11 protein-coding genes are annotated in these 15,058 nt (G+C 53.3%); 3 read left to right on the top strand and 8 right to left on the bottom strand.

All coding sequences use genetic code 11. The annotated features are described in order from the left end of the window. Positions 1–35 precede the first annotated feature (35 nt). On the bottom strand, positions 36–1,919 hold the full coding sequence (locus AB4Z33_RS14750) for a putative bifunctional diguanylate cyclase/phosphodiesterase (protein WP_442050624.1): 1,884 nt from the start codon (positions 1,917–1,919) through the stop codon (positions 36–38). Between the two features lie 160 nt (positions 1,920–2,079). After that, positions 2,080–2,460 (bottom strand): DUF423 domain-containing protein, encoded by a 381-nt coding sequence (locus AB4Z33_RS14745; RefSeq protein ID WP_442050623.1) that lies wholly within the window; start codon positions 2,458–2,460, stop codon positions 2,080–2,082. Positions 2,461–2,555: 95 nt separating this feature from the next. Here AB4Z33_RS14745 and AB4Z33_RS14740 point away from each other — a divergent pair, with 95 nt between their 5' ends. Then, entirely contained in the window at positions 2,556–3,098 is a 543-nt protein-coding gene (locus tag AB4Z33_RS14740) for a hypothetical protein (RefSeq protein ID WP_442050622.1), read from the top strand. Between the two features lie 74 nt (positions 3,099–3,172). Here AB4Z33_RS14740 and AB4Z33_RS14735 read toward each other — a convergent pair whose 3' ends face one another. After that, the gene (locus AB4Z33_RS14735) at positions 3,173–6,268 is read right to left on the bottom strand and encodes an AAA family ATPase (protein ID WP_442050621.1); all 3,096 of its coding nucleotides are present in this window, start codon (positions 6,266–6,268) and stop codon (positions 3,173–3,175) included. Beyond that, the gene (locus tag AB4Z33_RS14730; protein WP_442050620.1) at positions 6,265–7,431 is read right to left on the bottom strand and encodes an exonuclease SbcCD subunit D; all 1,167 of its coding nucleotides are present in this window, start codon (positions 7,429–7,431) and stop codon (positions 6,265–6,267) included. The genes AB4Z33_RS14735 and AB4Z33_RS14730 overlap by 4 nt, the downstream gene beginning before the upstream one ends. A 210-nt stretch (positions 7,432–7,641) precedes the next feature. On the opposite strand from AB4Z33_RS14730, the gene AB4Z33_RS14725 reads away from it, so the two are divergent. Then, positions 7,642–8,895 carry an MFS transporter gene (locus AB4Z33_RS14725; protein ID WP_442050619.1) on the top strand — a complete coding sequence of 418 codons (1,254 nt, stop codon included), beginning with the start codon at positions 7,642–7,644 and terminating at the stop codon, positions 8,893–8,895. Between the two features lie 14 nt (positions 8,896–8,909). Here AB4Z33_RS14725 and ald read toward each other — a convergent pair whose 3' ends face one another. Continuing rightward, positions 8,910–10,037, bottom strand: a complete 1,128-nt coding sequence (gene ald, locus AB4Z33_RS14720) for an alanine dehydrogenase (RefSeq protein WP_442050618.1) — start codon at positions 10,035–10,037, stop codon at positions 8,910–8,912. Between the two features lie 46 nt (positions 10,038–10,083). Further along, complete coding sequence (locus AB4Z33_RS14715) at positions 10,084–11,562, bottom strand: CoA-acylating methylmalonate-semialdehyde dehydrogenase (protein WP_442050617.1); 1,479 nt, start codon at positions 11,560–11,562, stop codon at positions 10,084–10,086. A 193-nt stretch (positions 11,563–11,755) separates the two neighbouring features. Here AB4Z33_RS14715 and AB4Z33_RS14710 point away from each other — a divergent pair, with 193 nt between their 5' ends. After that, positions 11,756–13,378: a PucR family transcriptional regulator gene (locus tag AB4Z33_RS14710; RefSeq protein WP_442050616.1), complete on the top strand. Its 1,623-nt coding sequence runs from the start codon at positions 11,756–11,758 to the stop codon at positions 13,376–13,378. Here the strand turns inward: AB4Z33_RS14710 and AB4Z33_RS14705 are convergent. Then, a complete protein-coding gene (locus AB4Z33_RS14705; protein WP_442050615.1) occupies positions 13,375–13,587 on the bottom strand; it encodes a hypothetical protein in 213 nt (70 codons plus the stop codon). The two genes, AB4Z33_RS14710 and AB4Z33_RS14705, sit on opposite strands and share 4 nt — an antisense overlap. Positions 13,588–13,615: 28 nt before the next feature. Beyond that, a complete protein-coding gene (gene hydA, locus AB4Z33_RS14700) occupies positions 13,616–15,055 on the bottom strand; it encodes a dihydropyrimidinase (protein ID WP_442050614.1) in 1,440 nt (479 codons plus the stop codon). Positions 15,056–15,058 lie beyond the last annotated feature (3 nt).

Raw genomic sequence — 15,058 nt, 5'->3', positions numbered from 1 at the left:
GCAGCCCTTGTACGGGGATTTGTCATAAGAACGTGCTAGCTTGCGGCTAGCATCTGCTCAATGTTGTCACTGGATACCGGCGGGCTCCAGAAGTAGCCTTGCATCTCATCGCAATTATGTTTGCGAAGGAATTCCATCTGCGCCTCTGTCTCAACGCCTTCAGCGATTACTTGGATGTTCAAGTTATGCGCCATTGCAATGATCGCTGCAACGATCTCGGCGTCGCTCGGATCCTGCTGAATGTCTCTTACAAAGGAACGGTCGATCTTAAKCCGATCGATCGGGAAGTTCTTTAAGTAATGGAAGGAGCTATACCCTGTTCCGAAGTCGTCTACGCTAATGCCGACGCCCATCTCGGTCAAATCAAGCAGACAGCGCGATACATGGCTGACATCCATCGTCATCGATTCTGTAATCTCGAGATCCAAATACTTGGAGTCCAGTCCCGTCTTCTTAAGCACAGCGGCTACCTTGCTTGCCAGATCGTTCTGAACGAATTGTCTTATGGATAGATTGACGGATACCGGTATTGGCGTTAAACCTGCGTCTTGCCATGCTTTGTTTTGTCGACATGCTTCCTCAAGCACCCAATCTCCGATCTGGACGATCATGCCGCTTTCCTCTGCTAGAGGAATGAAGCTGCCTGGCGGAATCATTCCTTTGACGGGATGCTTCCAACGGACGAGCGCCTCAACGCCGACCATGGCTCCGGATACGAGATCATACTGCGGCTGATAATGAAGAATAAATTCGCTGCGCTGAATCGCACGGTACATCTCATGCTGCAGCGTCAACCGCTCGAATGAAGAGTTGCTCCAAGTCTCAGAGTAAAGCAGGCAATCATTCTTACCGCTTTCCTTCACTCTTACAAGAGCCATATCCGCTTTCTTAATTAGCGTATATGCATCATCTTCTACATTTCGGTTCGTAACGGAACCGATGCTTGCCGTAATATGTAACGGGAATCCTCTAAGCTCGTACGGCTCCTCAATGGATTTAAGCACATCGCGCGACAGCTCTAGAAGATGCTGCTCGGAGTTAACGTTATGGAATAGAAGCGCGAACTCATCGCCTTCCATACGGCCAGCGAAATCGGATTCTGACATGCCGCGGTTAAGTCTCTCGGCAACCTGCATGAGCAGTATATCGCCAAACTCTCGGCCGAATGAAGCATTCACAAGCTTGAACCGATCCAAGTCCAAATAACAGATGCCAACGATTCGCTCTTCCTCGACTGCACGGCTTATGCTCTCCGTCAGCTTCATCTGGAACAGAGTCCGATTCGGCAAGCCCGTCATATCGTCATAATAGGCCATATATCGTATTCGCTCGACATTCCGCTTCCGATCGCTTAGATCATGGATGATCATAACCGTTCCGATCACTTCTTCATCCCTTATCATAGGCGTGCACACGATCTGCAGCTCAAGCGGGAAGCCAGAACGATGCGTAATATTAATGTTCGTCTGCTTCGCCTCGCCAAGCAACGCCTGCTGGAACGTTTCCTGAAGCACCTGCCGGCTGGCTGGCTCTACAAGGCGCTCGAGAGGCTCGCCAAGCAATTCGTTGCGAGAATAGCCAAGCGTACTGCTCGACGCTTCGTTCATCTCTATAACCGTTCCGCTTCGATCCAGCACAGCAAGCGGAATTGCCTCGGAACGAAGCAGCGTCTCCACGATTGCTGTATGATAATTATTGAAGCTGAATGATTGTCTTCGACGTATATAGATAATAATTGCGGTAACTAATAATGACGCAGCGATAGCTGAAGCAGACCATCGATACATCGKATTAATTAATATAAAGGAAACGACGATCCAGACCGCAGCGAGTAAAGTTAATACGATACTTATCGTCCAAGGGCCGCTAAGCGGCTCACCTAACGTTCGGCGGGTTCGTCTATTAGTTCTATTATCCATCCGTCTCGTCACGCACCAACTTCCTTCCTCTTGTTCGAGTCAAGTGAGTGTTAGCTTTATTATAAACGATGAAGTCGCTGCGGTATAGAAATATTTACTAATGACAACCGGATTAATGTTGGATAACGGCGATTCTTGTCGAATCACTATATTTATTTCATTATTTTCGTCCAAATTTTATTGCGGAAATGATAACGCATACCCACCCAATTAGCATCGCTGCCCCACCGAGCGGCGTGATCATACCGAGCTTGCTAATATCCGTAAGCGTCATGACGTATAGGCTTCCGCTGAACAAAATAATGCCGGCAAAAATGAATCTTGCCCCATTCAGCAGCAGTTTGCCGCCGTCAATAAATTTGGCCAGCAATGAAATCAGCATTAATCCTAGCGCTCCGTACATATGGTATCGCGCCCCTGTTTCGAATACTTCTATGAGATGCTCACTCACTTTATCTTCAAGACCGTGTGCGCCGAACGCGCCTAATGCGATGGATAGAGCTGCGTTAATTGCACCTATTACAAAATATTTTGGAAACATTATGTTTTCAACCCTTTCGTTGTTGTGTATAATTTTACCGTAATTGTGATTTTTAATATCATAACGTTAACCCTATTACAAGGAGCTGACCCGTATTGAATAACGAAAACAACCATCCGCCCGACTTGTCGAAGGATACGGCGGAACGACCAATCTCGGATCAACCGAGAGATAACGCATATTCTCCTTATTCGACAGCTCCGCGATTTTCGGACGACAACTCGAATGAAACCGGGCCGTTAAAGCAATCGAAGCTTGGCATCGCTTCCTTCATCATCGCTTTAGTTGCCGTCTTGCTTATCATCATCACCTTCGTCCTTGCAACGTCAAACTCCGCCCAATTCATTGAATTTGTCGAAGAAGTGAATGCACGTAACGGCGTAGTTACACCGGAAGACATTGAGACGCTCGGCGGTGACATTCTTGGAGTACTCGTGCTGATTATGATCTGCATGTTCGGTTCAATAGGCGTTGCGCTTGTAGGCGCGATTCTTGCTTTCATCGGCATATTCGCCAAAAACCGCCGCAAAGCGTTCGCGATTATCGGGCTCGTGCTTAACGGCTTGCTGATTGTAGGCGCGATCGCTCTCTTTATCATAGGCATCGCCATGGGAGCTACTTCCGGCGGAGTCGGCTAATCGTTACAAGCCCTAAAGAGTCTGCCGCTTAAGTGCCCGGTCGGGAACTTCATGAGGCAGACTTTTTTTAAGCTTCACTTCACAACAATCTTCGTTCGGCTATAACCTTCCTTCGTCTTCTGCACCTCAAGCCGGGCTGGGAACGCATCCTTTAGCTCCTGCACGTGGGAGATAACGCCAATCATCCGCCCCGCCTTCTGCAAATCCACTAACGCATGGATTGCCTTGCCCAGCGACTCCTCGTCTAAGGAGCCGAAGCCCTCGTCGATGAACATCATTTCGATCGTGACGCCGCCTTGATGCGACTGAATGACGTCCGTCATACCGAGCGCAAGACATAAGGAAGCATTAAACTTTTCGCCGCCGGACAACGTTTTTACATCGCGATTTTGCCCCGTATAAGCATCATACACATCAAGCCCGAGACCGCTCTGCTTGCCGCTCTTCTCTAGCCGGTCGCTGCGCTCCAGCAGGAACTGCCCGTTCGACAGCTCCGCGAGCCGTGCATTAGCCGCAAGCAGGATTTGCTCTAAATACTCGATCAGAATATAACGTTCGAACGATATTTTCAGAGCGTTATCGCCCTTGAGCATCTGATAAAGATCGAATACTTCAGCCAGCTTCGCTTCATGCGTCTTAACCCGCTCGGCAGCCCGCTTAATCAATGCTGCCAGCCGTCGCGCCTCTTGCTCATTATGCAGCAGCGTCTGCGAGGCTGCAATTAAGCGCTCCAGTTCGTCCCTCATGCCGGCCAGCTCGGCTTGCAAACCTTCAGCATCGATACGCGGCTTGTCCAGCAGCTCTTGTTCAAGCTGCATAATCTGCTGTGCAAGCAGTTGAAAGGCCGATCGATACGTCTCCAGCTGCAATCTCAGCGCATCACGATCGACCGCGTTCATGGCCGCAGCTCGGTATTCAGCTGCATCTGCGAAACCCGCATTCGCAAGCTCTTCCGTTAACCGCGCCTCGAACTCTTGCAGACGCAGCTTCGATTCTTCAACCTGCACAACAGCCTGCTCTGCATGCGCCTTCGCTTCCGCCAACAAAGAAGCTTGCTGCTGTCGCTGCTCCTGTGCGGTCTTCCAAGCCAGCGCAAGCGTCGCGGCAAGCTTCTGCTGCTCAGCAAGCTTAGCCGTCATCCGCTCCTCCGAGCGAAGTGCAGCCGGGATTCTTTCAAGCTCCTGCTCGAGCAGCGATTGCTGCTTCGTCCGCTCAATTATAAGCTGCTGCCAATGCTGCTGCAGACGTTCCTTGTCCGCTTGACGCTTATCCAGCTCCTGCTCAAGCTGATGCAGCTGCTCGCCCAGCTTCTGCTGTTCCTGCGCCTGCTTCTGCAGCTCATCCGTCTCATCCTTAAGCTCGCGCCACCGCTTGCGAAGCTGTGCTTGCTGCTCCTCCAGCTTTACAATCTCCATGCCTGAAGCCGCAAGCTCTTCAGCGTTGCTGTTACGAGTGGATTTGGCTGCCGCCGCTTGCGCTCTTGACGAGTGAAGCTCGCCTTCGATAGCCGAGAGCTGCTCCTTTGCCTGCTGCAACTGCTCGCGTGAAGGCACATCCTCAGCGACGGCCTGCTTGGCCGGATGCGACTCGCTGCCGCATACCGGACAAGGCTTGCCGTCATGCAGATGAACCGCAAGCATACCGGCCTGACCTTCAATCCACAGCTGTTCCAGCCGATCATACTCCGACTTCGCTTGCAGCATCGTATTCCTATTTTCGCGCTCGAGCTGCGAGATACGCAGCAGCTCCTTATCCAGCTCGATCATCTGCGTCAATTGCTTGCCCTGCTGTTGAACTTGCGACAGCTCGGTTAACTTGTTGGCGAGCAAGCCCGCATTCGCGCTTAGCTTCTGCAGCGCCAGCTGCATCCCTTGCTTACGCTCCCGCTGCTCGGCAAGCGCGGCTTCGGCCGCCGCATGCTTGGCAGCAGCGCCCTGCTCCTCCTGCTGCAGCCGATCTAGCGTCTGCTGCTGGCTCGCAAGCGAGCGAACTAGCGGCGCAAGCTCTGTCAGCTTATGAAGCTCGCGCTCCGCCTCGCGGCGCTGCTCTTCCTTCGCTGCTTCGGCCGCAAACCGCTCCTCCGCAGCCGCCGCTGAGCGTTCCACCGCCGCAAGCCTCTCGCGACGGCTGTCCAGCTGACCGTGCTTTGCTTCGCTATCCGCCTTCGCGCGCGTTGCCTGCTCCTCGTACGGCGTCAGCTTCGCCGCCTTCTCGGCAAGAGCGAGACGCTTCTCCCGCGCCTCGAATGCAGGCCGCTCCGCTTCGGATTGCCGCTCTTGCTCCCGGAGCTTAGCTAGCGCATCATGCCGCTGATTGAGCGCCAGCGCATCGTTCAACGCGCTTTGGCGAAGCTCGATGCGGTCCGACAACTCCGCTTTGCGCTGCTGCGCATCCGCCGACAGCTGCTCGTAATAAGCGGCCTCCTGCTCCAACGCATCAGTTATTTGCAAAGCATTGTACGACTCCTGCGCCAGCGTCAGCGCAAGTTGACTTCCCTCGCGCTGCGGCAATGCCTCCTCCGCTTGCTTCATATATGCGGCAGCTCCCGCTCGCGTTTCCTTGAGCTGCTCTTGCAGCTCCCTGTTCATCGCATAGAACTTCGCTTCGAGCTTCTCATACAGCTCCGTTTGGAATATTCGACGCAAAATATCCTCTTTGTTGTCCGTATCCGACGTTAACAGCTTGCGGAATTCGCCCTGCGGCAGCATCACGATCTGACTGAACTGCTCTTTCGTCAGTCCTACAATCGACAACAGCTTCGTATTCACTTCCGTAGAGATAAAGCGGTCAACAATTGGCGTTGCAATGCCGTCCTCCGTAAGCTCATACAGCTCGGTTTTCTCGCCGGTTTCACTTTTGTTCGCGCCCTTGCGATGCTTCATCTGCCTGAATACACGATAAGCTTTGCGGCCAATGGCAAAATCGAACTCCACCGCCGTATGCGTGTCCTCATCGGCGAATTGACTGCGCAGCATGCGCATATCGGAACGATCCTCACCGCTTGCCGAGCCGTAGACGGCGAAGCAGATCGCGTCAAATATCGTAGTTTTGCCCGCGCCTGTGTTGCCTGAGATGACGAACAGCCTCTGGTCCTGCAGCAGGCTGAAATCGATCGTCTCCACGTCGCGGTATGGCCCGAAGGCCGTCATCGTTAGCTTCAGCGGTCTCATACAGCTCCCCCCTCCTCGCGCAGCAGTGCTGCGAATGTGTCAGCGAACAGCTGCTGCTTCTTATCCGAGAGCGGCTCGCCCTTAACCTCCTGGTAGAAAGCGGCGAACAGCTCGATCGGATCGGCCTCGCGCCTGCCTCGTTGTTCTCCCTCTTCCTGCCCATTGCGAAGTGTGGATAAACTAGCCATGCGGCGCTCCACATGAAGCGCATTCGGGTAAACCGCCCTTACTTTCTCCATCGGGAAGAGCACCGGATTATCGTTAAGCAGCGTTACGAACACATAATCCTCGTTCACGCTATGCGTTTCTATTTCTTCTATTGAAGCGGTAATTCTGCGCATGTCTCGCAGCGGCGCAAGCTCGCGCTTCTCTACTGCCACTTTGCCGCCGCCATCCATCTCGACGACCAAATACCCTTTGGCATGACTTTCTTCGGAAATCGAATATTTGAGCGGAGAACCCGCATATCGAATCGTATCGTTCAGCACATAATGGGCTTGGTGCAAATGGCCGAGCGCCGTATATTGAAACTTCGCAAAGTGAGCGGCGCTCACATGCTCCGCTCCGCCGATGGCTAGCGGACGTTCTGAATCGCTTGTATTGTTCTCATGCGCCCCGGTCGGCGTAATAAAGGCATGTCCAACGAGCACATGACGCGCCGATGCATCCATCGTTTCGGCAATCCTTGCCGTTATCGCCTTCATCGCATCATCATGCGAGCGAATCGTTTCATCTCCGAGCAGATGGCGAACCTGTGCGGGATCCGCATAAGGGATAAGGTGGAAATGCACCTCGCCGAATTCATCGCTTAAGACGATCGGCTCTAGCTCCCGCTTCATCTGCCCAACCAAATACAGGCCGCGGCCTGCCATCAGCTTCGTCCCGAAGTCGATCCGGTCGGGGCTGTCATGATTKCCTGAGATGGCGATAACCGGCGTATTCAGATCGATAACAATGCGCTCCAGCAGCTCGTCCAACAGCTCAACCGCTTCTGTCGGGGGGACAGCCCGGTCATACAGATCGCCTGCTATCACTACCGCATCGGGCCTTTCATTCTCAATCGCTTGCAGCAGCTGCTCAAGCACATGCCGCTGATCCTCCGTCATATATACGCCTTGGACAAGCTTGCCCAAATGCCAATCCGCCGTGTGAAAAAATTTCATGTCTAGCAACCTACCTTTCCCCGCGGTTCGACATGCTTCCGCCTATTTCTATCCGTTATTTTACCATTCTAATCTATGAATCGCATAGTCTGCGGCTTGCCATCCCGATCTATTCGCGATAGAGTGAACAAGGCGATATTTTGCGTGCAGCATAGCTGCGCCGAAGACAACAATCGTCTCATTATAGTAACTTTCTTGGAGGTTTTCCGCTTGCAACTAGAACGAGAAAATACATCATCCCTACGCAAAAACTACATTCTATTATTAATCGTCGTATTCGGCGGTTTCCTTGTGTTCGGTTTCTCTGAAAATATTAAGGGTCCCGCGCTCCCCAAAATGCAAAGCGACCTCGCATTAGACGAGTTTCAGATCGGCATGCTGCTTGCCTTCAACTCCCTAGGCTATCTGCTCGCCTGCAGCTTCACCGGCTGGCTGTCCCGCAAGGCGGGCATGAAGCTGACGACGATGCTTGCGCTCGGCTCCATGGCGGTATCCGGCATCTTTATCTATATCGCGTCTAATTACACCGCTTTATCCGTGTCTTATTTTCTCATGTATATCGGCAACGGGATACTGGAAATTGGTCTCGCCTTGCTAGCCGCGCGCATTTTTGTCAAAAACACCGGAACGATGATGAATCTCTCCCACTTCTTCTACGGGCTCAGCTCGATGATCGCACCGATGCTCGCCGCCTCTCTTATGGGTGTTTCGTTGTTCGGATCGGAGCTCGGTTGGCGCGGGATGTACGCGCTTATGCTTGCGTTGTCCGTTCTTCCGATGCTGCCCGCGTTTATCGCCAAGTTCCCTGCTGAAGAGAGCAAGCAGGAGGAACGAATCTCCCTTCGGCAATATATGAAAGATCCCATTGCTTGGTTGATTGTTATCGTTCTCTCGCTTGGCGTTATATCGGAGCTTGCCGTCGGCGGCTGGCTCGTCAACTTTCTTGAGAAGGCATACGGATGGAGCAACGACGCGGCTGCCCGCATGCTGTCAGCCTTCTTCCTATGCTTCATGCTGGCCCGACTCTTTCTCGGACCTGTTACGGACAAGATCGGTTACACGAAGGCGCTTATTTATTTATCCGCCGTCTCCGGCCTATGCTCAGTCGCCGCTATTATCGTAGGCGAGCAGGGCGCCGTTCTGTTCGCGCTCGCTGGCGTAGGCATTGCGCCGATCTATCCGACCGTTATGGCGCTGCTCGCTCGCAGATACAAGAACAACGCCGATACGGCCATTACATTCACGGTCACGCTAATGGGCATTGCCAGCGTCATCGGAAACTTCGCCATTGGTGCGATCATTGACTGGATCAAGCGGCTGTTCGCTTCCGGACATGACGAAGAGGCCAGTCTCATCGCTGGCCTCCAAGCGGGTTATTTGTTCATCGGCGCTTGTGCGTTATTGTGCTCGATCGCGTCGATTATTCTCTATCGCATGCTGGTGAAACGGAACGAAGTGTTATAAACCGAATGTCTGCGCTATGCCGATACCGATTCCAGACATTGACCAAGCGCAGTATACGATAATCCATGCGCATTTGCTACCGCTTCATAAGTAATGCGGCCAGACATCGTATTCACTCCGAGACCGAGAGCGGCATTGCCTAGCAGAGCCGCTCTCGCGCCTTTTGTTGCAAGCTCAAGCGCATATGGCAGCGTAGCGTTCGTCAGCGCCGCCGTTGCCGTCCTCGGCACCGAGCCTGGCATGTTGGCCACCGCATAATGGAGCACGCCGTGCCTCTCAAATACAGGATCATCATGCGTCGTTATTTGGTCTATCGTTTCGAAGATGCCGCCTTGGTCAATCGCGACATCAACGATGACCGAACCATTGCCCATTGCGCGGACGACCTCCTCGCCCACCAGCTTAGGAGCGCGTGCCCCGGGAATAAGAACAGCTCCTATAACGAGATCAGCATCTGTTACTGAATCCGCAACTTGCCTAACGCCCGATGCTAAAGTCCGCAATCTTCCGCTGAACCTCTCGTCCAAATAACGAAGCCGGTTCATATCGGTATCGAGAATCGTCACCTCCGCGCCGAGACCAAGTGCGATCTGAGCCGCTCCCGTCCCGACCACGCCTCCTCCGATAATGACCACTTTTCCTTTGCGAACACCAGGAACCCCGCCAAGCAGCAGTCCTTTGCCGCCCTGCGGTTTCTCAAGAAAATGAGCTCCAAGCTGGGCAGCCATTCTGCCGGCTATATCGCTCATTGGCGTCAGAAGAGGCAGTCCTCCGCTGGCAAGCTGCACCGTCTCATAGGCAATCGCCGTTACCTTCTCCCTTACAAGCGCTTCCGTCAGAACAGGCTCGGCCGCCAAATGCAAATACGTGAACAGCATCAGCTTCTCATGGAAATACGCATATTCCGCTTGCGTCGGTTCCTTCACCTTCAGAACAAGCTCCCTGCACCAAGCATCGGGAGCAGAAGGCACTATGACAGCGCCAGCAGTTGCAAATTGTTCGTCCGAGATGCCCGCCCCCAAACCGGCATCCCGTTCAATGAACACTTGATGTCCGAGACGAATAAATTCGTGAACGCCGCTGGGAGCGATTGCGACCCTATTTTCCCCGTTTTTCACTTCTTTAGGAATGCCGATTTCCATGCCGAAGTCCTCCTCTCCCGCAATCTTTCCACTCAGTCATCAAAACTTAGAAATACCGCGAAGTTATCATTTTTTTCTTCGTATAAAATTCAATGCCGTCTCCGCCGTTCGCATGCAAATCGCCATAGAAGGAATCCTTCCAGCCCGAGAATGGGAAAAAAGCCATTGGGGCAGGCACGCCAACGTTAACCCCCAGCATCCCCGCTTCGGCCTCCTCTCGAAATTGTCTAACTGCCTTCGCATTCTCGGTGTATATGACTGCCGAGTTGCCGAACCGTGAGCTGTTCACAATTCCAATTGCATCATCTAGGCTCGATGCCCGCAGAACAGACAGCACCGGACCAAAGATTTCCTCCTTCGCGATCGTCATATCCGGCTTAACCTCATCGAACAACGTAGGACCAAGAAAGAAGCCTTCCAATCCGCATGCCTCCGCTATGCGTCCGTCGAGCAGCAGCTTCGCTCCCTCCGCTTCGCCCTGGACAATATAAGCTTCAATTCGCATTTGATGCTCCTTACGGATGACGGGCGTTAGCGTGACGTCCTCCCTCAGACCGTTGCCGATCACCATCTCGGAAGCCGCAGCGAGCAGCGCGGTCATGAATGCTTCTCCGTCTCCAACGACGACAACAGCCGAACAGGCCATACACCGCTCACCCGCGCTGCCGAAGGAAGAGGCGATTATGTTCTCGACCGTCTTGGGAATATGGGCGTCCGGCATGACGATATGCATGTTTTTGGCGCCAGCCAGCGCCTGAACCCTCTTACCGAAGGAAGACGAACGCTCATAGACGTACTTGGCGACTGGCTGCGAACCCACGAATGATACCGCCTTAACGGCCGGGCTGCCCGTCAGACCATTAACGACCTCCCGACCGCCGTGCACGATATTAAGGACGCCCTCCGGCAGTCCCGCTTCGTGGAAAAGCTCCACAAGCCGGTTCGCTGTCAGCGGCGTTCGCTCCGAAGGCTTCAGCACGAATGTATTGCCAAGCGCTATAGCCAGCGGGAACATCCAGCATGGCACCATCATGGGGAAGTTGAACGGTGTAATGCCGGATACAACGCCAACCGGCACGCGGAACAGCTCCGAATCCAGATCTGTGGCGATATTAGCCAGTGTCCGCCCCATCATATGCGTTGGAGCTCCTGCAGCGAATTCAACGTTTTCAATGCCGCGCTGCACCTCGCCCAGCGCTTCCTTGTAGCTTTTGCCATTCTCCGTCGTTATGATTTCGGCTAACTCCTCGGAGTGCTGCTGCAGCAGCTGCCAGTAACGGAACAGGATGCGCGCTCGGCGCGGCACCGGCGTCTTGCTCCATCCAGGAAACGCTTGCTCCGCCGCCCGCACAGCTTCCTCCACGTCGGATTGAACTGACATTGGCACATAAGCGATCGTCTCACCGGTCGCAGGATTGTACACCGGCTCTATCTGCCTACCTTCCGATTCGATCCAAGCGCCATTAACGAAGTTACGCAACCGGTTCTGTTCCGTAAGGGGATCGGATACCGACTCTATGGCCATCTCTCTCATCTCCTAAGCTGCAAGTTATCCTCTTGTCCGCTCTCGCCAGCCCTGACCTTAGCTATTCTCGCCCAAGAAGTTGTCCGGGCAGCGAATAAAAGTTTTCCATTCGAAAAAGACATTTAGTATACTATTGAAAACACAATTAAACTTTCAGACTTTTCCAAAAATAATAGAAGGGCGGTGAAGGCCGATGGTCAACACGATGCTGCAAATGACCGTAGGGGACATTTTGAAACGGCCTATATTCACTAGAGCGGAAGCCATCGCCAGCCCCGAAGCCCTACAGCGCTCCGTCCGGTGGGTGCATATTATGGAAGTTACGCAGGTTGGCCATTTGCTGAACGGACATGAACTCATTCTGAGTACAGGCATCGGTTGGCGTGACGATGAGGAGCTCAGTGTCTCCTTCCTCCGTCAGCTAATCGATAGCGGCGCTTCAGGCTTATGCATCGAGCTTGGCACTTATGCGAAGCAACCCATCGAGAGGATGAAGCAGCTCGCGGAGAGCGAGCATTTCCCGCTTATTTTTTTTCACGAGGAAGTCCGTTATATCGATATAACGCAAGATTTGCACGCCTACTTCATTAACCAGCATCATCAGATGGTGTCACGGCTCGAACTGCTGTCCACCGAGCTTAACCAATTGCTGTTGTCCGGCAAGGGGATGATGTCGCTGCTTCGGCTCCTTCATCAGACGACCGGTGCCCAAGTTGCTTTCTTCCCGCTCGGAGCGGAAGCGCAGTTCGTGCCGCATATGCCTCGTGCCAAAGCCGGAATCTTCTATGAGCAATGGATCTACGGTAAAATGTTCGCTAATGCGGAGCAGAAGCAAACCATCGCACATCGGCCGATTCTAGCGCTCGACCATTTGTTTGCGGACTTGCTGCTCCAAGGCAAAACCGAGCTGAGCGAGTTTCAAATTTTAGTGCTCGACCGCTGCGCCACTGCCATTGCCCAGGAAATGATGCGTACCAAATATATGGAGGAACGCCGCAGGCTTAAGGAGGATTTATGGGCTGTTGACTGGCTAAGCGGAAAACACACCGAGCAAGAGGTTCTTGATTATATTCAGACCTTGAAACCGACAGCCAAGCTAGGCGGAGCAACCGTCTGCCTATTTGATCTCGATGCCGAGACGAGGCGCGAAGCCGAGAAGGAAGACGGGGCATTGCTTATTCAGAAACATATGGTCGCGCGGGCGATCTTCGAAGGAGAAGGTTATGTGCTGCTGCCGCTGCTTCACCACGATCAGATCGTCTTCATTGTCATTGACCAGCTTGGTGAGATTAAGCATAGGGAGCGGCTTCTGCGCGCCATTGATCGGGTACGGCGAACGGAGCAGCTACAAGAGCCAGCGCTTTTCGCACCTCGTCTATCCATCGGCTGTTACATGACCAAGCTGAGCCGGCTCCATGAAAGCTATGATACCGCCAAAGAAATGCTCACTATTCAGAGAGATGTAGGCCCGCTAGCCTCGCCTTTCTATCAAGACTTGCATTTGCACAAAGTGATGTATGCGCTCAAGAAAGCTGGAACGCTTCACGCGCTTGCCGAGCAATATATCGAGCCTGTCGCTGCTAGCGACAAAGAACGCAACGGTCATCTTCTGCGAACGCTTTCCGTCTACTTGTCACTGTCAGGCTCCAAGCAGGAAACGGCCAAAGCGCTGCTCATTGCCCGCCAAACGCTTTATCATAGGTTAGAAAGGCTGGAGACGCTGCTTGGCAGCGACTTCGCAAGCGATCATGAGAAAAGGTTGACAATCGAGCTTGCCCTTCGCGCATATGAATACATTCATGGGTCGGTTAATTAAGAGACGCTCATCTGCTTAATCACAACATTAACGAGGTATTTCCTGGCATCTGCCGTCAAGATTTGGACGACGGTCTGTTCACCCCCGGGATGCTCCATATGCACCGTCGAACCGCTCAGATCCTCCGTCACTGCTTTAATTTTGTAGCGGCGCTCAATGAAATTGTCGATCCTCAGCTTCTCTTCCATATATTGCTCATATGCCGACAATACGCGTACACCTCCTCCTGGACTTTACTTATGCTTCGGTGTTAGCAGCGGATCGATGAAAGGATTCCCCCACGCTGCGATAAGGCGATCTCTTCAAGTAACGTCCGCTACCAAGCTCGCCTACGAATTGCCTATCGCGAATGACGTATTCGCCTTTGGACAGTACGCTTACCGGAACGCCGGTTACCTGCATGCCTTCGAACGGGTTATAGTCCACATTCATATGATGTGTCTGCACGGACAGCGACCTTTCCACCAATGGGTCGAAAATAACGACATCCGCATCGCTGCCTACGGCAATCGTCCCCTTCTGCGGGAACAGTCCGAACAGCTTGGCGTTACGCGTCGATACCATCTCAACGAATTCATTCAGTGTAATGCGTCCTTTCGCTACCCCTTCCGAGTACAAAATGGAGAAGCGGTCCTCGATAACCGGGCCGCCGTTCGGTATTTTGCTAAAGTCGCCAAGTCCAAGATCCTTCTGTCCGTCATAATTGAACGAGCAATGATCTGAGCCGATCGTCTGCAGCTGGCCGCTCTTCAATGCATTCCATAACACCTCTTGGTGCCTCGACTCGCGCAGCGGCGGCGACCATACATACTTCGCTCCTTCGAAACCCGGCTGTGCCAGGTACGATTCGTCGAGCGTCAAGTATTGCGGGCAAGTCTCCCCCCATACGTCGACACCGCGGCTTCTCGCTTCCGCAATCTGACGCACCGCTTCCTCACAAGTCACATGCACCACATACAATCTCGCTCCGGCAAGCGCTGCAAGATTCGCTGCCCGGCCCGTTGCTTCGCCCTCAATAACAGACGGCCTCGTACGCGCATGATAGATCGGATCCGTCTGTCCGGCCTCCAAAGCTTGGCGAATAAGAAAATCGATGACATCGCCGTTCTCCGCATGCACCATCACCATGGCGCCAAGCTCCTTGGCCGCCAGCAACGTGCGGAACAGCGTCCCGTCATCGGCCTGGAATACGTTCTTATAAGCCATAAATACTTTAAGCGAAGTAATGCCTTCTTCCTTCACCACAGCCGGCAGCTCCGCCAGCACCTCATCATTGATCTCGCCGATCATCAGATGGAAGCCGTAATCGATAGCCGCCTTGCCGGCCGCTTTGCGATGCCATGCCGCGATCGAATCGGCAAGCGGTTTGCCTTTGGCCGTAAGACAGAAGTCAATGACCGTCGTCGTTCCGCCGAATGCGGCCGCCCGCGTCCCTGTCGCGAAGTCATCCGCCGTCACCGTACCGCCGAACGGCATATCGAGATGCGTATGCGGATCTACTCCCCCCGGGAATACGAGCTTACCGGATGCATCGACAGCTTCGGCGCTTTCCGTCGCCGCCTCGGCAGACAGATCAAGCCCAATCTTCGCGATAATTCCGTTCTTAATAAGTAGATCGGCGCGATAAGTGTCAGCCGCCGTAACGATCGTTCCGCCTTTAATCCATTTGGAAGTCATCTT

The sequence above is a fragment of the Paenibacillus sp. 2TAB19 genome (assembly GCF_052115185.1).
Classification (GTDB): Bacteria; Bacillota; Bacilli; order Paenibacillales; family Paenibacillaceae; genus Pristimantibacillus.
Note: the sequence above shows the minus strand (reverse complement) of the source record. Positions and strands in the feature narration are given on the sequence as shown.